At 60.9% G+C, this 19,240-nt stretch carries 16 protein-coding genes; 7 read left to right on the top strand and 9 right to left on the bottom strand.

All coding sequences use genetic code 11. The features are described from left to right. Nucleotides 1-11 precede the first annotated feature (11 nt). Nucleotides 12-749: a monofunctional biosynthetic peptidoglycan transglycosylase gene (gene mtgA, locus Tal182_RS21645; RefSeq protein ID WP_170965841.1), complete on the bottom strand. Its 738-nt coding sequence runs from the start codon at nt 747-749 to the stop codon at nt 12-14. 137 nt (nt 750-886) lie between these two features. Here mtgA and Tal182_RS21640 point away from each other — a divergent pair, with 137 nt between their 5' ends. Next, nucleotides 887-1,801 carry a polyprenyl synthetase family protein gene (locus tag Tal182_RS21640; protein WP_085861020.1) on the top strand — a complete coding sequence of 305 codons (915 nt, stop codon included), beginning with the start codon at nt 887-889 and terminating at the stop codon, nt 1,799-1,801. A 1-nt stretch (nt 1,802) separates the two neighbouring features. Here the strand turns inward: Tal182_RS21640 and hisC are convergent, their stop codons facing one another. The 4 genes from hisC to Tal182_RS21620 all read right to left on the bottom strand — a co-directional run bounded on the left by hisC (nt 1,803) and on the right by Tal182_RS21620 (nt 6,261). Beyond that, complete coding sequence (gene hisC / locus Tal182_RS21635) at nt 1,803-2,864, bottom strand: histidinol-phosphate transaminase (protein ID WP_085860694.1); 1,062 nt, start codon at nt 2,862-2,864, stop codon at nt 1,803-1,805. A gap of 16 nt (nt 2,865-2,880) precedes the next feature. After that, on the bottom strand, nt 2,881-4,131 hold the full coding sequence (gene ispG, locus Tal182_RS21630; protein ID WP_085860693.1) for a flavodoxin-dependent (E)-4-hydroxy-3-methylbut-2-enyl-diphosphate synthase: 1,251 nt from the start codon (nt 4,129-4,131) through the stop codon (nt 2,881-2,883). A gap of 96 nt (nt 4,132-4,227) precedes the next feature. After that, the gene (locus Tal182_RS21625; RefSeq protein WP_085860692.1) at nt 4,228-5,421 is read right to left on the bottom strand and encodes an MFS transporter; all 1,194 of its coding nucleotides are present in this window, start codon (nt 5,419-5,421) and stop codon (nt 4,228-4,230) included. A gap of 63 nt (nt 5,422-5,484) precedes the next feature. Continuing rightward, a complete protein-coding gene (locus tag Tal182_RS21620; RefSeq protein ID WP_064805613.1) occupies nt 5,485-6,261 on the bottom strand; it encodes a DeoR/GlpR family DNA-binding transcription regulator in 777 nt (258 codons plus the stop codon). Between the two features lie 211 nt (nt 6,262-6,472). Between Tal182_RS21620 and Tal182_RS21615 the strand changes: the two genes are divergently transcribed. The 4 genes from Tal182_RS21615 (at nt 6,473) to Tal182_RS21600 (ending at nt 9,922) form a co-directional block, all read left to right on the top strand. Continuing rightward, the gene (locus Tal182_RS21615) at nt 6,473-7,342 is read left to right on the top strand and encodes a DMT family transporter (protein WP_085860691.1); all 870 of its coding nucleotides are present in this window, start codon (nt 6,473-6,475) and stop codon (nt 7,340-7,342) included. 152 nt (nt 7,343-7,494) lie between these two features. Further along, nucleotides 7,495-8,268, top strand: a complete 774-nt coding sequence (locus Tal182_RS21610; RefSeq protein WP_085860690.1) for an amino acid ABC transporter substrate-binding protein — start codon at nt 7,495-7,497, stop codon at nt 8,266-8,268. Nucleotides 8,269-8,483: 215 nt separating this feature from the next. Next, nucleotides 8,484-9,164, top strand: a complete 681-nt coding sequence (locus Tal182_RS21605; RefSeq protein WP_064805609.1) for an amino acid ABC transporter permease — start codon at nt 8,484-8,486, stop codon at nt 9,162-9,164. Next, the gene (locus Tal182_RS21600) at nt 9,161-9,922 is read left to right on the top strand and encodes an amino acid ABC transporter ATP-binding protein (protein ID WP_064805607.1); all 762 of its coding nucleotides are present in this window, start codon (nt 9,161-9,163) and stop codon (nt 9,920-9,922) included. Before Tal182_RS21605 ends, Tal182_RS21600 begins: the two co-directional genes overlap by 4 nt. A gap of 57 nt (nt 9,923-9,979) precedes the next feature. On the opposite strand, the gene Tal182_RS21595 is transcribed toward Tal182_RS21600, so the two are convergent. The 3 genes from Tal182_RS21595 to Tal182_RS21585 form a co-directional block, all read right to left on the bottom strand. Further along, nucleotides 9,980-10,552: an NAD(P)H-dependent oxidoreductase gene (locus Tal182_RS21595; RefSeq protein WP_085860689.1), complete on the bottom strand. Its 573-nt coding sequence runs from the start codon at nt 10,550-10,552 to the stop codon at nt 9,980-9,982. A 189-nt stretch (nt 10,553-10,741) separates the two neighbouring features. After that, a complete protein-coding gene (gene pyc / locus Tal182_RS21590) occupies nt 10,742-14,206 on the bottom strand; it encodes a pyruvate carboxylase (RefSeq protein WP_085860688.1) in 3,465 nt (1,154 codons plus the stop codon). Nucleotides 14,207-14,378: 172 nt separating this feature from the next. Then, entirely contained in the window at nt 14,379-15,134 is a 756-nt protein-coding gene (locus Tal182_RS21585) for a LuxR family transcriptional regulator (protein ID WP_064805601.1), read from the bottom strand. A 386-nt stretch (nt 15,135-15,520) separates the two neighbouring features. On the opposite strand from Tal182_RS21585, the gene Tal182_RS21580 reads away from it, so the two are divergent. Further along, nucleotides 15,521-17,284 (top strand): glucan ABC transporter ATP-binding protein/ permease, encoded by a 1,764-nt coding sequence (locus Tal182_RS21580; protein ID WP_085860687.1) that lies wholly within the window; start codon nt 15,521-15,523, stop codon nt 17,282-17,284. Between the two features lie 210 nt (nt 17,285-17,494). After that, nucleotides 17,495-17,848, top strand: a complete 354-nt coding sequence (locus Tal182_RS21575; RefSeq protein WP_085860686.1) for a VOC family protein — start codon at nt 17,495-17,497, stop codon at nt 17,846-17,848. A 123-nt stretch (nt 17,849-17,971) separates the two neighbouring features. Here Tal182_RS21575 and opgC read toward each other — a convergent pair whose 3' ends face one another. After that, complete coding sequence (opgC, locus tag Tal182_RS21570; protein WP_085860685.1) at nt 17,972-19,210, bottom strand: OpgC domain-containing protein; 1,239 nt, start codon at nt 19,208-19,210, stop codon at nt 17,972-17,974. Nucleotides 19,211-19,240 lie beyond the last annotated feature (30 nt).

Here is a 19,240-nt window from a genome sequence, read left to right as displayed (position 1 = left end):
AAAGTCTGATCTCACTCATAGATGCACTTGATGTAGTCGCCCGACCGCTGCGCACGCCTCTCGATGACGCCGGCTAGCCGGCGAAGGCCTCGTCCGGGCTTGCCTGCTTTGCGGTCGATCGGGTTCGGCAGCGAAACGGCAAGCAGCGATGCTTGGCGCCGCGTCAGCTTCGAGGCCGGTACCTTGAAATGATGCTGGGCGGCGGCCTCGATACCGTAAATGCCGGGACCCCATTCGGCGATATTGAGATAGATTTCCATCAGCCGCCGCTTAGACAAGACGAAATCCGTGGTGACGGCGAGCGGAAGCTCCATCGCCTTGCGCACGAAGGAGCGGCTGTTCCAGAGAAAGAGGTTCTTGGCCGTCTGCATCGGGATCGTGCTGCCGCCGCGTGTCGCCTGACCTTTCAGCGTGTCTTCGACCAGCATGCGCATCTCCGCCCAGTCGACGCCGCCATGGAAACAATATTGTCCGTCTTCGGACATCATCACCGATTGCACCAGGACCGGAGAGATCTCGTCAAGCGACACCCATCGGCGATCATAGCCGCGCAGCAGCACCAGATCGCGCAGCATCAGCGTCGAGACGGGATGGATGAAGGGCAGCAGATACAAAAAGATCAGCACGTAGGGAAGGACGACCAGCGCCAGCACGGCAACAACGATGCGCTTCAGCACAGGCCGATTTTCGAACCATCGCCGACGGGCCGGCATGTCGGCGATATCCTCTGTCTCCGGCGCTATATCCAAAATGTCCCCAGTCCACTTCGCTCCCCTGTCGTTCTCATAACGCCTGTGAGCCGCTTATGCCAGAGCACATGCGGAATCTTGCGGTGGCCATCGACAATTCCGTTGCAAGCCCCCGTGCCGCATGCCAAACAGCGCCGATGGACGCGAACCGGGACACTTTCGAGACGAGGCTGAAGAACAACGCCCGCGAGATCGAGGCGCTGCTCCTCGCATTGCTGTCGACGAACGCCCTCTCCGACGAAATCGTCAGGCCCGACACCCTGCGCAGCGCCATGCATTATGCCGTGTTGAACGGCGGCAAGCGGCTGCGCCCCTTCCTGGTCGCCGAAAGTGCCGCTCTTCTCGGCGGCGATGCGCAGGCCGCCCTTCGCATAGGCGCCGCGCTCGAATGCGTGCACTGTTATTCCCTCGTACATGACGATCTGCCGGCCATGGACGACGACGACATGCGCCGCGGCAAACCGACGGTGCACATCAAGTTCGATGAAGCCACTGCGATCCTCGCCGGCGACAGCCTGTTGACCTACGCCTTCGACATTGTCGCAGCACCGGAAACGGCGCTTCCCGATGCCAGCAAGGCATCTCTGGTGCTGGCTCTTGCGCGCGCCGCCGGTCTCGGCGGCATGGCCGGCGGCCAGGCGCTCGATCTGGCGGCGGAAAGACAGGCTCCAGACGAGGCCGGCATTATCCGCCTGCAGGCGATGAAAACGGGCGCGCTGATCCGCTTCGCCTGCGAGGCTGGCGCCATCATCGCGGGAAGCCCGCAGGACGATCGCCGCCGCCTGCGCGCCTTCGGCGAAAAGATCGGCCTTGCCTTCCAGCTCGCCGACGACATTCTCGACCTGACCTCGGATGCCGCAACCATGGGCAAGGCGACCGGCAAGGATGCGGCCCGCGGCAAGGGAACGCTCGTGGCACTGCACGGCATGGAATGGGCCGAGACCGAGCTCCGCCGGCATGTCGCCGACGCCGAGGCGCTGCTGGCTCCCTACGGCGCGCGTGCATCGACCCTCATTGCCGCGGCGCATTTCATCGCCGACCGGAAAAGTTAGATCAGGCTGCCAATATTTCCTTGAGAGCGGACATCAGGCGGGCGCATTCCTCGTCCGTGCCGATGCTGATGCGCAGGAACTCCGAAATGCGCGGCTCGTCGAAGCGCCGGACGAGCACGCCACGTTCCCGCAGCGCGGCTTGAAGTGCCGCGCCCGATCGGCTCTCGTGCCTCGCGAAGATGAAATTCGCCTGGGACGGCAGCACTTGGAAACTCAACGCTTCCAACTGCCGGACAAGGTTTTCCCGGCTGGCGATGATTTTCCGCCGGCATGTCTCGAACCACGCCTCGTCTTTGATCGCCGCCGTCGCGCCGACCTGTGCCAGGCGATCGAGCGGATAGGAATTGAAGCTGTCCTTGACCCGCACCAGCGCCTCGATCAGATCCCGGTGCCCCAGGGCGAAACCGACGCGCAGACCTGCGAATGAACGAGATTTCGACAAGGTTTGGATGACCAGCAGGTTGGGATAGCGAGAAATGAGCGGCACGGCGCTTTGCCCGCCGAAATCGACATAGGCCTCATCGATCACGACGACCACATCGGGATGGGCGGCAAGAAGCGCCTCGATCCCGGCCAGCGGCAGGCTGATACCGGTCGGTGCATTCGGATTGGGGATGATGATTGCCCCGCACGGTCTGTCGTAATCCGACAGCCGGATCCGGAACTGATGGTCGAGAGGTATCTCGATAGCCTCGATGCCATATAGCAGGCTATAGGTGGGATAGAAGCTGTAGGTCACATCGGGATAGAGAAGCGGCAGATCGTGGTTCAGCAGCGCCTGGAACGTATGGGCGAGAACCTCATCGGAGCCGTTGCCGACGAACACTTGTTCGGCCGTCAGCCCGAAACGGGCGGCGATCGCCTCGCGCAACTCGGTGGCGGCGGGATCGGGATAGAGCCGCAGACGATCGTCCGTCGCTTGCCTGATCGCCTCGATCGCCTTTGGGGACGGCCCGTAGGGATTCTCATTGGTGTTGAGCTTGACCAGACCGGGAATGCGCGGCTGCTCGCCCGCGATATAGGGCCGAAGCTTGCTGACGATATCAGACCAATACCGGCTCATTCGAACGCGCGGGCCTTCATTCTGCCGCCGTTCGCTGGCCGAAGCGCTTCTCGATATAATCGACGACAAGCGCCTCGAAATCGGCGGCGATGTTGGGGCCGCGCAGCGTCAGCGCTTTCTTGCCGTCGATGAAAACGGGAGCGGCCGGCGTCTCACCGGTGCCGGGAAGCGAAATGCCGATATCGGCATGTTTGCTTTCGCCCGGCCCGTTGACGATGCAGCCCATGACGGCAACGTTCAGCGCCTCGACGCCTGGATATTTCTCACGCCAGACCGGCATGTTCTTGCGAATGTCGTCCTGAATGTTCTGCGCCAGTTCCTGGAACACCGTCGAGGTCGTGCGTCCGCAGCCGGGACAGGCGGCCACGACCGGCACGAACTGCCGGAAGCCCATAACCTGCAGGATTTCCTGCGCCACCTGGACTTCGCGCGTGCGGTCGCCGTTCGGCTCGGGCGTCAGTGAGACGCGGATCGTATCGCCGATGCCGTGCTGCAGCACGAAGCCCATGGCAGCCGACGAAGCGACGATGCCCTTGCTGCCCATGCCGGCTTCGGTGAGGCCGAGATGCAGCGCATGGTTCGAACGTTCGGCGAGCATGGAATTGACGGCGATCAGGTCCTGCACCTGGCTGACCTTGGCCGACAGAATGATGCGGTTGCGCGGCAAGCCGATTTCCTCGGCAAGGGCGGCCGAAAGCAGCGCCGACTGCACGATCGCCTCCCGCGTCACCTGCCTGGCCGACAGCGGCGAGCCGGCCTCGGCATTCTGATCCATCAGCGCCGTCAAGAGATCCTGATCGAGCGAGCCCCAGTTGACGCCGATGCGCACCGGCTTGTCATAGCGGATCGCCATCTCGATGATCTCGGCGAACTGCTTGTCCTTCTTGTCCTTGAAGCCGACATTGCCGGGATTGATGCGGTATTTCGCCAGCGCTTCGGCACAGGCAGGATGATCGGCAAGCAGCTTGTGGCCGATATAGTGGAAGTCGCCGATCAGCGGCACGTCCATGCCGAGCCGCAGCAGCCGCTCGCGGATCTTCGGCACGGCGGCGGCACTCTCGTCGCGATCGACGGTGATGCGCACCAATTCCGAGCCGGCCCGGTGCAGGGCCGCGACCTGCGCAACGGTCGAATCGATATCGGCCGTGTCGGTATTCGTCATCGATTGCACGACGATCGGCGCGCCGCCGCCAACGATGACGCCGCCGACATCGACGGCGACGGAAGCGCGGCGCGGTTTCGGATCAAAATCGGCGGCTGACAACATGCAGAGTTCTTGCACCCCTAAAAACAGTGCCTTTCAGGTGGATCAAGCCCGGCTGCTTGTCAACCGCTTCCCATATCACTTTTGTTCCGGGGCGGCTCAGTGGCCGCCTCCGGAGACCCCATCGGCATAATGGGCCAGCTTGGAGAACATGAGAACGAACAGCAGCAGCACCGGCAGCGCCATGAAGACGACGGCAAAGCCGATGTGTTCGGCAACGAAGCCGATCACCGACGGCGCGACCAGCATGCCGGAATAACCCATGGTCGTGACGACCGATATGCCGATGCCGGGTTTGAGGCCGGGAATATTACCTGCAGCCGAGAAAGCGATCGGCACCATGTTTGATATGCCGATGCCGCAAAGGGCAAAGCCCAGAATGGCGATTTCAGCGTCCGGCGCAAGGCTCGCAAGCAACATGCCGACGATGGCAAAGAGCGTGCAGATGCGTAGCGTCTTGACGCCCCCGAGGCGATCGCGCACCAGATCGCCGGCAAATCGCATGGTCGCCATCGTCGCCGAAAAGGCAGCAAATCCGAGACCTGAAAGCGCCACCGACGCCCCCATGTCCTGCCGCAGATAGAGCGCGCCCCAATCCAGAACCGCCCCTTCCGGCACCATCGAGAACAGCGCCATCAAGCCGAGCAGCCACGGCAGCGGCACCATCGGCAGCCTCGTCTTCTCCTTTTTGGCATCGGGATGGGGCGGATCTGCAAGGATCATCGGCCATGCCAGAGCGAGGAAGATCGCCGCCAGTACGGTCGCGAGCTGCGCATGACCGAGAACGCCGAGTTTAGCAATCACGATGCCGCCGAGGCCCGAGCCGATCAAGCCGCCGAGGCTCCAGAAAGCATGACAGGACGACATGATGGCGCGGCGCATGGATTTTTCGACGGACACGGCATTGGCGTTCATCGCCACATCCATGGCGCCGATGAAGCCGCCGAACAGGAAGAGCGAGATTGCCGCGGTAATCACATTCGGCGCGAGCGTCAGAGCCAGGAGCAGCGGCAGCACGCAGACGGCGGTTGCCCGAACAACGACGCGCGAGCCATGTCTGGCGATCTGCGCGCCGGCGATCGGCATCATGACCAGCGAGCCGACGCCGAAGACGATGATCATCAGCCCGAGCTCGAACTTGCTCAGCCCGAGACGCTCGGCAAAATCCGGGATCTTCGGCGCCCAGCAGCCGACGACAAAGCCGTTCATGAGAAAGAGCAGGGAAACCGCCGCCCTGCTTCTGGTAATGAAGCCGCTGCGGACCCCCGACGGCGCATTCACATGACTGTCCATTTCTCGGTCTTTCCTCGCTATCGGGCATGGGAGCACCCGTTTTCTAAACTCCGCGACGGCGGCTCAGTTCGTTTTTTCGGCGATAACGGTTCGGCAGCCGCGCTCGCGATAACCCGCAAGAATGGCGGGATCGGCATCGTGCTCGACGACCAGGCACTCGCAATGGGCAACCGGAAGGATGCTGTGGGGTGCAGCCGTACCGAATTTCTCCGAGGTTACCGCCGCCATAATCCTTTTGCTTCTCGATGCCGCAAACCGCTTGAACTCAGCATCCTCGAAACCGAAGGTCGTGATGCCGGCCTCGAGATCGATGCCGCAGGCGCCAAGAATGCAGAGATCGGGCGAAATCTGTTCCATATCCCGCAAGGCCTTGGCGCCGAGCGCGCCGCCCGTCTGCCGGTCCACCATGCCGCCGATCAGGATGACATTGACGGCTGGCTTGTCGATGAGCGCTGCGGCGATCACCGGCGCATTCGTCGCAGCCGTCAGTTCGAGTTCGGCAGGCAGGGCATTGGCAATCGCCAGATTGGTGCTTCCGGCATCGAAAAACACGCAGGAACCGGCAGCGATCTGCTTTGCCGCAGCCCGCGCCAAGGCCTGCTTGCGGTCGGCAGCAAATCCCACGCGCTGCGTCAGGCTTCCATGCGCCGGCGACACCGGCAAGGCGCCGCCATAGACCCGCTCGCAGAGGCCTGCCGCCGCCATCTCGCGCAAGTCGCGCCGCACCGTATCCTCGGAGACGCCGAATTCGAGCGCAAGTTCCGCCGCCAGCACCCGGCCATTCAGCCGCAGCCGCTCGGAAATGACGCCTTGACGCTCTCGCAACAGAAAATCCTGCATGTTCCTACCGGATCAATGGCTGAACTGACATAACCGTGCATAAACATTTATAATCGTGCAGGCAATATGCACGATTACACCTTTTCTGACGCAGTGAAACAAAGCTGCATCATCAGCGAGATTTTGTCCTATTGACCGACTCCAAGGGCAGGAATACCGATTCAGCTGTTCCCGATTCCCGCCGGCGCATCTGCCACATGGTGCATCTCCCGTGAAAAACTCCGTCAGCCTGGGCATCTTGCTCACGAGCTTCGCCTATATGGCGTTCACCTTCCATGATGCGATCATCAAAATCCTGACGGTCAGCATTCCCGTCTGGCAGATCCTGTTTTTCCGCAGCCTTACGATCCTGCTCGGCTGTCTCGCCTATGGCCGCAGCAAGCTCGTTCATCAGACGATGACCTCACCGATCATCAAGCCGATGATTGCCCGCAGCATCCTTCTTCTCTGCGCATGGCTTTCCTATTATTCCGCCGCCAGCCGCCTGCAGCTTGCCGAGGTGACCACACTCTATTACGCAGCTCCCGTCGTCGGCACCCTGCTTGCATGGTTCATTCTGAAGGAGGAGGTCACGCCTGCGCGCTGGCTTGCCGTCGGCGTCGGTTTCGTCGGCGTGCTCATCGCCTGCAACCCAATCGGCCTCGTGATCTCCTGGCCGGTCTATCTAGCGCTGCAGGCAGCCGTCCTCTGGGCCTCCGCCATGGTGCTGCTCCGCAAGACCTCGCTGCACGAGAAGACCAACGTCCAGCTTGCTGTTTCCAACGTCTTTTTTCTTGTCATGACGGGAATTGCCGTTCTCTACACTTGGCGGACGCCTGACATGACGCAGTTGGCGCTTCTCATCGCCACCGGCGTCGTCGCCGGCTGCGCGCAGTTCGCCCTCTTCGAGGGAATGCGCCAAGCGCCGGTATCCGTACTCGCGCCTTTCGAATATACGTCCCTCGTCTGGGCCTTCCTCCTTGGCTATCTGGTCTGGGCCGATATCCCGACGCCGAATGTCGTGCTCGGCGCGGCCATGATCCTCGGTGCCGGGTCCATCATCATCGTCAGCGAAAGACTGCGCCGCCGCGCTCCGGCATGACGGAGGTTTCCGCCAGATTCGCAATTCAAACGACCGCTTGAGAAAAATATTTGCAGTTGCTGCTTTTATTCGCAGTTTTCTACGCTTCCGGCGCCCTAGTTTTCTGCAAAGTATCGCTCATCCGATCGCAACTCCCAAGGATGGATAGAACAATGAACTGGTTGAAAACCGTCGCCGCCGCCGCCCTTATTCAGGCCGCAGCCCTCCTGCCCGCCCATGCCGGCGAAAACCTCGCCGCCATCAAATCGGCCGGCGTCTTCAAGATCGGCACCGAGGGCACCTATGCGCCCTTCACCTATCATGATGAGAGCGGCAAGCTGGTCGGCTTCGACGTCGAGATCGGCGAAGCCATCGCCGCCAAGCTCGGCGTCAAAGCCGAATTCGTCGAAGGCAAGTGGGACGGCTTGATCGCCGGCCTCGACGCCAAGCGCTATGACACCGTCATCAACCAGGTCGGCATTACCGAAGCCCGCAAGCAGAAATACGATTTCTCCGAACCCTATATCGCTTCCAAGGCCGTGCTCATCGTTCGCGAGGGCGACGACAGCATCAAGACCTTCGCCGACCTGAAGGGCAAGAAATCAGCCCAGTCGCTGACCAGCAACTTCGGCAAGATCGCAACGGAATCCGGCGCCGAACTTGTCGGCACCGACGGTTTCGACCAGTCGATCCAGCTCGTGCTCACCAAGCGCGCCGACGCGACGATCAACGACAGCCTGTCCTTCCTAGATTTCAAGAAGCACAAACCGGATGCGCCGGTAAAGATCGCCGCCGAGCAGGAGAACGCCGATTATTCCGGCATCATCATCCGTAAGAACGAGCCTGAGCTTCTCGCGGAAATCAACAAGGCGCTTGCCGACATTAAGGCGGACGGCACTTACAAGAAGATCGCCGACAAATATTTCGGCCAGGACGTTTCCAAGTAAGCTCCATTTGAAAAGAAGTCCCCTCCCCACCCCTCCCCACAAGGGGGAGGGGCTTTAGCGAGGCGCCGCCTCATCTCAAAATAAACGTCTCGACTTGCAGTTCGGTCGCTATTTCGTGAGGGGCGAGAGCTAGATTAAGTCCCTCCCCCTTGTGGGGAGGGGTTGGGGAGGGGTATTCCGAAACACCACGACCCACCGACTGGAAAGAACACCCCTTGGCGCACTGGCTCCAACTGATGGCGGAATCGCTTCCCTCGCTCCTCTGGGCGGGATTGATCTTCACCATTCCGCTGACGCTGCTCTCCTTCACCTTCGGTCTGATCCTCGGCCTGATCACAGCGATCGCCCGTCTTTTCGGTCCGGCGCCCGTCGCGGCGATTGCCCGGTTTTATGTCTGGGTTATTCGCGGCACGCCACTGCTCGTCCAGCTCTTCGTGATCTTTTACGGCCTGCCGAGCATCGGCATTCTGCTCGACGCCTTTCCTGCCGCGCTGATCGGCTTCACCCTGAATATCGGAGCCTACAGCTCAGAGATCATCCGCGCGGTCATCTCCTCCGTGCCGAAGGGCCAGTGGGAAGCGGCCTATTCGATCGGCATGAGCTGGCGTCAGGCGATGAGCCGAACGATCCTGCCGCAGGCAGGCCGCGTCGCCGTGCCGCCTCTGTCGAACACCTTTATCTCGCTGGTCAAGGATACCTCGCTTGCCGCCGCCATCACCGTGCCGGAGCTCTTCCAGGCGGCACAACGCATCGTCGCCACCACCTACGAGCCGCTGATCCTTTATATCGAGGCGGCGCTGATCTATCTGGTCCTCAGCTCCGTCCTCTCGCAGCTGCAGGTGCGGCTGGAACGTCGTTTCGCGCGCTATGGCGGCATGCTGGAGGCAAACGCATGATCGAGCTTTCCAACCTCGAGAAGCGCTTCGGCGATGCCGTCATTCTGAAGGATATCAGCATTCGCATTCCCGAGGGCAGCGTCACCGCGCTCGTCGGGCCGTCCGGTGGTGGCAAGAGCACGTTACTGCGCTGCATCAACCTGCTCGAGATCCCGACATCAGGCGCGATCCGCCTCGGCGAGGAAGAGCTTTCCTTCGCGCCCGGCAAACGCTTGGGCTGGCAGGCGATCCAGAAAATCCGCCGTCAGACCGGCATGGTCTTCCAGAATTTCCAGCTCTTTCCGCATCAGACCGCGATCGAAAACGTTATGGAGGGTCTGGTCACGGTGCTGAAGTGGCCGAAGGAGAAAGCGCGCGAACACGCCATGGAACTGTTGACAAAGGTCGGCATGGCGCACAAGACCGATGCCTGGCCCTCGACCTTATCGGGTGGTCAGCAGCAACGCGTGGCAATCGCCCGGGCGCTTGCGCCGTCGCCGCGGGTGCTTCTCTGCGACGAGCCGACCTCGGCGCTCGATCCGGAACTCTCGGCGGAAGTGGTCGATGTGCTGGGTCAGCTTGCCCGCGAAGGCACGACGATGGTCATGGCCACCCATGATCTCCGGCTCGCCTCGAAAATCGCCAATGACGTGGTCTTCCTGGAGGCTGGAAGCGTGGTGGAAACGGGCAGCGCGAAAGCCATTTTCAGCGCGCCCAAGCGCGAACGCACCAAGCGTTTCATCTCAACGATCAACGCCGCCCATACTTACGATATCTGAAACGTCTCACGTGAATCGTGATTCACGTGAGACGCTTTGCTTCTCGGCGAACTGCGCTCAGGCTGAGGTGACGACAGAACGCGCTGCCTTCAACGCGTTGCCCCACCAGCTGAGCTGATCGAGCTGGTTCTTGGCCGCCTCGTTGAGGTGCGGGTAATCGCCAAGGCTCTTGCCTTCCTTGAGCACGCTCAGATATTCGCTGAAAGCGATGTGCACGCCCGTTTTCACCGAGGCGGCGCCCATTTCCACGAAGATCAGCCTCAGATGTTCGACGGCGCGCGCACCGCCGACGCCGCCGTAACCGACGAAGGCGACCGGCTTCTGGATGAACTCGCCGAGATCGATAGCGTTCTTCAGAACCGCCGTTGGCGCATGATTGTACTCGGCGACGGTGAATATGTAGCCGTCAAATTCGCGCAGCTTCTTCTTCCAGCGCTCGGCGGTGTCGCTTTCCGCCGTGGTGGCGCGCTCTTCGCCAAAGAAATGCATGGGATAGTCGAGAAGATCGAGAACCTCGACTTCCAGATCGGAGCGTTGGCCGACGAGCCCGGCAATCCATTTTGCCGGATGTTCGGCAAAACGGCCAATACGAGTGCTGCCGACAATGACGGCGATCTTCAATTTGCTCATGAAATCGTTTCCTGATTGATCTTGGGAGAGGCAGGCAAGGCAAGTCTACGAAAAAGCCTCCCCGCCGGGCAAGGCGAGGAGGCTATTCGCCTTTCGAAAAAGCCGGCCTTTTAACAGCCTGGCTCTACACAATCGGGTGATCAGCCCGACCTGGCAAGGAGGGCGGACGAAACCTTTCGTGCCGTTCGCTCATCCGCCGTAAACCACCAGCAGGTCCTTCGCATCGATCTGGTCGCCGGCCTTGACCAGCACTTCGGCAATGGTGCCGTCCTTTTCCGCATGGATCGCGGTTTCCATCTTCATCGCCTCGATGGAGACGAGCACGTCACCGGCACTGACGGCTTGGCCCGGCGAGGCGAAGACGCGGCTGATGACGCCGGGCATCGGCGCGCCGACATGGACGGCGTTGCCGATCTCGGCCTTGCGGCGCACGGCCGCCCCGGTCGCCCCATGGGCCCGGTCGGGCACCTTGATGCGGCGCGGCTGGCCGTTGAGCTCGAAGAAGACGGTGACCATGCCCTGGCTGTCGGTGGCGCTCATCGCCTGGTTGACGATGACGAGCGTCTTGCCCTTTTCGATATCGGCAAACAGCTCCTCGCCGTCCGCCAGCCCATAGAAATAGGCCGGCGTCGGCAGCACCGAAACCGGACCGTAGGTATCGGAGGCAAGCGCAAAGTCGGTGAAGACCTTCGGATACATCAGATAGGAAGCGAATTCGAAGTCGCTGACCTCGCGCTCCAGCTTCTTCTCGATGACTTTGCGTTCCGCATCGAGATCGGCTTCCTTGAGCAGCGAGCCGGGGCGCACCTTATAGGGCTTTTCGCCCTTCAATGCTTTCTTCTGCAGCGCTTCCGGCCATCCAGACGGTGGCTGGCCGAGATCGCCCTTCAGCATCGAGACCACCGATTCCGGGAAGGAGACTTCGCGGTCGGGATTGACGACATCGGCGACGGTCAGGTCCTGGGAGACCATCATCAGCGCCATGTCGCCAACGACCTTGGAGGAGGGCGTCACCTTGACGATATCGCCGAACATCTGGTTGGCGTCGGCATAGGCCTGCGCCACCTGGTGCCAGCGGGTTTCCAACCCCAGCGAGCGGGCCTGTTCCTTGAGGTTGGTGAACTGACCGCCCGGCATTTCATGCAGATAGACCTCCGATGCCGGCCCTTTGAGATCGCTTTCGAAGGCGGCATACTGGTTGCGCACCGCTTCCCAATAGAAGGAGATGCGGCGGATCCATTCCGGATCGAGGCCGGGATCGCGCTCGGAGCCGGAGAGCGCCTCGACGATCGAGCCGAGACAGGGCTGCGAGGTATTGCCGGACAGCGCATCCATTGCCGCGTCGACGGCATCGACACCGGCTTCGACGGCGGCAAGAACCGTTGCCGCCGAAATGCCCGAGGTGTCATGCGTGTGGAAATGGATCGGCAGGCCGGTCGCTTCACGCAGCGCCTTGAACAGAACCTTGGCAGCAGCCGGCTTCAGAAGGCCCGCCATATCCTTGACCGCAATGATATGGGCGCCGGCCTTCTCAAGCTCGACGGCAAGGTTGGTGTAATATTTCAGGTCGTATTTCGGGCGGGCGGAATTGAGGATATCGCCGGTATAGCAGATCGCCGCCTCGCAGAGCTTGTTCTCCTCGGCAATGGCATCCATCGACACCCGCATATTCTCGACCCAGTTCAGGCAGTCGAAGACGCGGAAGAGATCGATGCCGCCCTTGGCCGCCTGGCGGACGAAGTATTTGACGACATTGTCGGGATAGTTGGTGTAGCCCACACCATTGGCGCCGCGCAGCAGCATCTGCAGGAGCAGGTTCGGCGCCCCCTCGCGGATCAGCGCCAGGCGCTCCCACGGATCTTCTGTGAGGAATCGCATCGAGACGTCGAAGGTGGCGCCGCCCCAGCATTCGAGCGACAAGAGGTTCGGCAGCGCATGCGCATAGGTGCCGGCGATCCTGGCGATGTCATAGGTGCGCATGCGGGTGGCGAGCAGCGACTGGTGGCCGTCGCGCATCGTGGTGTCGGTCAGAAGCACCCGCTTCTCGTTGCGCATCCATTCGCCGAATTTCTGCGGGCCGAGCGTGTCGAGCAGCTGCTTCGTGCCGTCCTTCACCCCGTTGCCATTGGCATAGGGCACCACCGGCCTGGCAGCATTTTCCAACGGCTTCGGCCTGTCCTTGGCCTCGGGATGGCCGTTGACGGTGACGTCGGCGAGATAGGTCAGCAGCTTCGTCGCGCGGTCCTGGCGCTTGACCTGCTGGAAGAGCTCCGGCGTCGTGTCGATGAAGCGGGTCGTGTAGCTGTTGTCGCGGAATTTCGGGTGGCCGATGATCGCTTCGAGGAAGGTCAGGTTGGTGGCGACCCCGCGGATGCGGAATTCGCGCAGCGCCCGGTCCATGCGGGAAATGGCTTCCAGCGGGTTCGGCGCCCAGGCCGTGACCTTGACGAGCAGCGGATCGTAATAGCGGGTGATGATGGCGCCGGAATAAGAGGTGCCGCCGTCAAGCCGGATACCGAAGCCGGAGGCCGAACGATAGGCGGTGATGCGGCCGTAATCCGGAATGAAATTATGCTCCGGATCTTCCGTCGTCACGCGGCACTGCAGGGCGTGACCGTTGAGACGGATGTTTTCCTGCTTCGGCACGCCCGATTCCGGCGTGCCGATGGCAAAGCCGTCAAGAATATGGATCTGCGCCTTGACGATATCGATGCCGGTGACGACTTCGGTCACCGTGTGCTCGACCTGGATGCGCGGATTGACCTCGATGAAGTAGAATTTGCCGGTATCGGCATCCATCAGATATTCGACGGTGCCCGCACCGATGTAGTTCGTCGCTTGGGCGATTTTCAGCGAATAGCCGGCAAGCTCCTGGCGCTGCGCTTCGGTGAGATAGGGTGCGGGCGCCCGCTCGACGACCTTCTGGTTGCGGCGCTGAACGGAACAGTCGCGCTCGAAGAGATGCACGACATTGCCGTGGGTGTCGCCGAGGATCTGGCTTTCGACGTGGCGGGCGCGCTCGACGAGCTTTTCGAGATAGACCTCATCCTTGCCGAAGGCGGCCATCGCCTCGCGCTTGGCTTCCGTCACTTCCTTGGCAAGATCGGCCTCGGAACGGATGACGCGCATGCCGCGACCGCCGCCGCCCCAGGAGGCCTTCAGCATGACAGGGTAGCCGATTTCGGCCGCCATCCTGGCGACTTCCTTCATATCGTCCGGCAGCGGTTCGGTCGCCGGCACGACCGGGACGCCGACCGAGATCGCCAAGTTGCGCGCTGCGACCTTGTTGCCGAGCTGGCGCATCGTATCGGCTTTCGGACCGATGAAGATGATGCCGGCCTTGTTGCAAGCATCGACGAATTCCGGGCTTTCCGACAAGAGTCCGTAGCCCGGATGGATGGCGTCGGCACCGGAAAGCTTGGCGACACGGATCACCTCGTCGATCGACAGATAACTTTCGATCGGCCCGAGATCGCGGGCAAGATGCGGACCGCGGCCGACCTGATAGCTCTCGTCCGCCTTGAAACGGTGCAGCGCCAGCTTGTCCTCCTCCGCCCAGATCGCCACCGTTTTTATTCCAAGCTCGTTGGCCGCGCGGAAGACGCGAATGGCTATTTCGGAGCGGTTGGCAACGAGTATCTTGGATATGGGCAAAACGGTCTCCTCCGTCGTTCAGACACGGGCATGCTGCACCCGCGAAGAAAATTCTTAACTTCTTGTCACGGGAAGTTCAATTTCTCTTGCGACTGCGAAATGCACTTTCTCGCCATGCCAGGGGCGTCGGCCGACAGTATGCGGCGATTTCAGCGAGATGGATAGAAAAAGCCTAGCTTATCAGACCGTGGCGGAAGGCGAGCGCCACTGCCTGCTGCCTGTTCTTTGCCTTTAGCTTGGCCTGCAGACCGTTCATGTACCAGTCGACGGTATGGTTTGAGATCTTCAGCATTTTGCTGATCTCCATCGACGTCATGCCTTCGGCAAGATAGTGGAGGATTTCCATCTCGCGCCGCGTCAGCGGCGTCTCGGTCGGCAGCATCGTTTCCAGCGCCTCGGCCTCGCCTTTCAGGTCAAGCAATCGCCAGAAGGTCTTGCGCGCCACGGCCTCGAGCAGCGCGATTTCCACCGGCGACAAGTCGATCGGCTTGCCGCCGAGGCTGAGACTGCCGAGAATGCCGTTGCGCCCATGAATCGGAAAGAGATAGCCGTCCTCCAATCCGTGGCCGAAGGCATCGACCATCATCTGCTCCATGCGGCGCTGATGCGCATCACCGTCGAAGGCTGCCATGCTCTCCCGCCAGCGGAAAGGCCGTTGCGCATGCGCGAGATAACGCACCATCGGATCGATCCGGACATATTTTTTTGCGGCATATATCTGTAGCCATTGTTCCGGCCAGCGGCCGGCAAGCGGCGCAGCGCGCAGTTCGATCTTCTGTTGCGCCGGGTTTTGCTGCAAATGTCGCAGCAGACCGTAATACTGGAAACCGGAACCGTGGAGGACCTGCTCGAGTTCGGTGACGACGGCGTCCGGATTTGGGCACTCTTCCAGAATGACAAGCAATTGAATTAAAGAATTAATATTCACAAATAGCGCCCTTTGCCCGCACCTGATGCCCGCATCGAGGCCGTTGGCGGCTGTTCAGATTGGTCGCGTAACGGTCTTCTTCAAAAAATGCAGTCTCTAATTTAATGCTGCGCTAAACATTGATTAAAATGCAAGCGCAAATTGTCTCCAGATATAATCATGGCGGAATTCGGGCGCCAGACCCCGCGCCAAAAAATCTGAGGAGCCCGAGAGCGCCCCTCTGTTCTATCCTATTGAGGCGGCTTCAAATTCGTCGCAGCTGTGATCGTGCAATCAAGTTCGCCATTTGGCGGGCTGCATTGCGAATACTCCGTTAATCGCCGGTTCAGGTAGCCTTTTGTAGCATCCCATCATTCCCGTTTTCGCAGATGCACAAGAGGTTAGACGTGTCGCTATTCAAGGTCTATGCAAGAGCTCTGCGCTATCTTGGCGCTTACAAGCTCCGCGTATCCCTGGTCGTTATCGCCAACATTGTTCTGGCGACCATCAGCATTGCGGAACCGATCCTGTTCGGTCGCATCATCGATGCGATATCGGGCAAGGGCGAAGTCAAACCCATCCTCTTCATGTGGGCTGGTTTCGCCGTGTTCAATACTGTCGCCTTCGTTCTGGTATCCCGCGAGGCCGATCGGCTTGCTCATGGCCGGCGGGCAACGCTGCTGACGGAAGCCTTCGGCCGCATCATTTCCATGCCGCTTGCCTGGCACCATCAGCGCGGCACCTCCAACGCGCTGCATACGCTGCTGCGTGCCTGCGAGACGCTGTTCGGCCTCTGGCTTGAGTTCATGCGCAACCACCTGTCGACGGTCATTGCGCTGTCCCTGCTGGTGCCGACGGCAATGTCGATGGACTTGCGCCTCTCCGCCGTGCTGATCGTGCTTGGCATCGCCTATTGGCTGATCGGCCGCGTGGTCATGAGCCGCACCAAGGATGGCCAGGCTTCGGTCGAAAACCACTACCATACCGTCTTCTCGCATGTCAGCGATTCGATCAGCAACGTCTCCGTTCTGCATAGCTACAACCGCATCGAAGCGGAAACCAAGGCGTTGAAATCCTTCGCCAACCGGCTGCTCGAAGCGCAGTATCCGGTGCTCGACTGGTGGGCGCTCGCCAGCGCGCTGAACCGCATGGCCTCGACCATCGCGATGATGGTGGTTCTGATCATCGGCACGATGCTTGTCCAGTCCGGCGAGCTGCGCATCGGTGACGTCATTGCCTTCATCGGCTTTGCCAACCTGCTGATCGCCCGTCTCGACCTGATGCGCCAATTCGCGACGCAGATCTTCGAGGCCCGCTCCAAGCTCGAGGATTTCTACACGCTCGAAGACTCGGTGCGCGATCGTGAAGAGCCGGCCGGCAACAGCGAGATCAAGAACGTCAAGGGTGCGGTCGAATTCCGCGACGTCTCCTTCGGCTTCGGCAACAGCTCGCAGGGCCTGCACAATGTCTCCTTCTCGGTGAAGGCTGGCCAGACAGTCGCCATCGTCGGTCCGACCGGCGCCGGCAAGACGACGCTGGTCAACCTGCTGCAGCGCGTCTATGACCCGCAGGGCGGCCAGATTCTCGTCGACGGCACCGATATCACCAAGGTGACCCGGAAGTCGCTGCGTCGCCATATCGCTACCGTCTTCCAGGATGCGGGCCTGCTGAATCGCTCAATCAGCGACAATATCCGCCTCGGCCGCGAAGGTGCGAGCGAGGAGGACATGCGCCGTGCGGCCGAAGCCGCCGCCGCCGCCGACTTCATCGAGACCCGTGAGGATCGTTACGATACTCATGTCGGCGAACGCGGCAACAAGCTGTCCGGTGGTGAACGTCAGCGCATCGCGATTGCCCGCGCCATCCTCAAAGACGCGCCGATCCTGGTGCTCGACGAGGCAACTTCGGCGCTCGACGTCGAGACCGAAGCCCGCGTGAAGGCAGCGATCGACAATCTGCGGCAGAACCGCACCACCTTCATTATCGCCCACCGCCTCTCGACGGTCCGCGAAGCCGATATGGTGCTCTTCCTTGATGATGGACGCGTCGTCGAGCAGGGTGGCTTCGATGAGCTCAGCCACAGCAACGGCCGCTTCGCCGCGCTGCTGCGCGCCAGCGGCATCCTGACCGACGAAGAAGTCCGCAAGGCCCACACCACCGAAGCCGCCTGAGCGCTTGGAGTTACAGAATAAGGCCGGAAGGGCAGACGCTCTTCCGGCCTTTTGTTTGGCGATGTTTATACGCCACGCTTTAGGACTTTGCTTCCCCCAAAACCGCTGCCGACGATATGCATTAGCCACATGGCTGTAAGTCATAACTGATTGATCCGCCCGCTGTTCTTCCCTAACCTCTTGCTGTGCCTAAGCACAGGAGAAAAACCCATGAAGGTCCTACGCATCGTCGCCAATGTCCAGGCGCCCGATATCATGGCCGCCAAACGCTTCTATCAGGATATTCTCGGGCTTGATCTGATGATGGATCTCGGCTGGATCGTCACGTTCGGCGCGAATACTTCCATGAAGGTTCAGCTCAGTGTCGCCAGCCAAGGCGGCTCCGGGACTCCGGTGCCCGATCTCTCCATCGAGGTGGATGATCTCGATGCTGCTTTCGAGGCGATGTCTGCTGCCGGCGTTCCGATCGAATACGGGCCGGCCGACGAGCCCTGGGGCGTCAGGCGCTTCTACGTGCGCGATCCTTTCGACCGGCTGGTGAATATTCTCGTTCATAAAAGTTGAGCCGGCGGCATTACAGCGCGGCGCGCCTTTTCAGACGCGCGAAAGGCGCTGCAATGCCGTGCTTTTCGATGCCGATTTCGGGCGCCCGCTAAGCCCGCCGCTCTTCAATCAGACCGGGGATTCCTATTTCCGATTGGTCCGGCGATAGGTATTCGCCGCTCCGCCGACTCGCACAGGCACAGGGATGGCGGCAATCTCCGTCACGAGCTTGTGCTTGATCTTGCCCAGCTGGCGCTTGTGCTCGAGATAGTAGGCATAGGCGAATTGCGTCGCGATGCCCACGATCACGAAGAGCGGGCCAACCAGCGGATCCTTGTTGGTGATATAAAGCACGACCTGGCCGATCATGGCGAGAATCGTGCCGGCGACGAAGATGTTCAGCGAATGACGGCCGAGGATCGTCAGCGGGTGTCCGGCGGGGCGCCGCAGGATGCGCGAGAACGCTGGGATGCTGATGATGAGATAGGTCAGCGCCAGCACATGCAGCAGCCGCGGCAGCGACAGGAAAGTCTTGTCGAAACCAGTGATGACGGTGGGCAGGCCGAGCGCCGCCAGCGAATTGCCGAAAATCCACAGATGGCCGGTGACCCAGACGAAGGATAGCAGGACATAGAAGGCGGCAGCCGCAAGCAGCAGCGGATGCCGCGGGATCGTGCCGCCGCGCTTGATATGCAGGATCGAAACAATTCCAATCGAAAATAGGAACTGCCAGGAGAGCGGATTGAGGAACCAATAGCCCTCTATCAGCAAATTGTGCGGCGCCACCTCGTAAATGCCGGCCAGCAGCCAGACCGTGCCGGAAACGGCGAGCGCCAGAAGCGGGCTTCGCTCGTTGAGGAGCAGGATGATCGGCACCATCAGCAACAATGCGCCATACATCGGCAGGATATTGTTGTAGCCGATCTGGTGACCGAGCAGCAGCAGCGCCGGAACGCCTTCCTTCAGGTTCATCAGAACCGCCAGGATATTGATCTCGACCAGCAGCCCCGGCCGGTGGAACAGCCACGCACCACAAATGAAGAGCGCCAGCGTCATGAAGGTGGTGATCATATGCGCAAGGTAGAGCGTGAAGGCGCGCCGTGCTGCCTTGATCGCCGTCTTGATGCGGCCGCCCGGCTTGAAGCGGGAACCGTAGGCGAGGCCGACGGCGATGCCGGAGATCAGGACGAAAGCCTCGGCGGCATCGGAAAAACCGAAATTCTTCGTCGTCACATATTCGAAGATCTGTCCGGGAACATGATTGATGAAAATCATGATCAGAGCCAGGCCACGCAGCACGTCAAGCCTTGTATCGCGCCCCGTCGCAGCAGCGGATGAGGAACTGCGCTCGGTGCCGATGGCCTCGGTCAGCGTGCTTGCCATATGGTTTCTCCTGTTATCCGATTTTGCAAA

Origin of the sequence: Rhizobium sp. TAL182, assembly GCF_002117725.1 — a bacterium.
Classification (GTDB): Bacteria; Pseudomonadota; Alphaproteobacteria; order Rhizobiales; family Rhizobiaceae; genus Rhizobium; species Rhizobium esperanzae.
The sequence above is the reverse complement of the archived record's forward strand: the minus strand, read 5'-3'. Positions and strand labels throughout refer to the sequence as shown.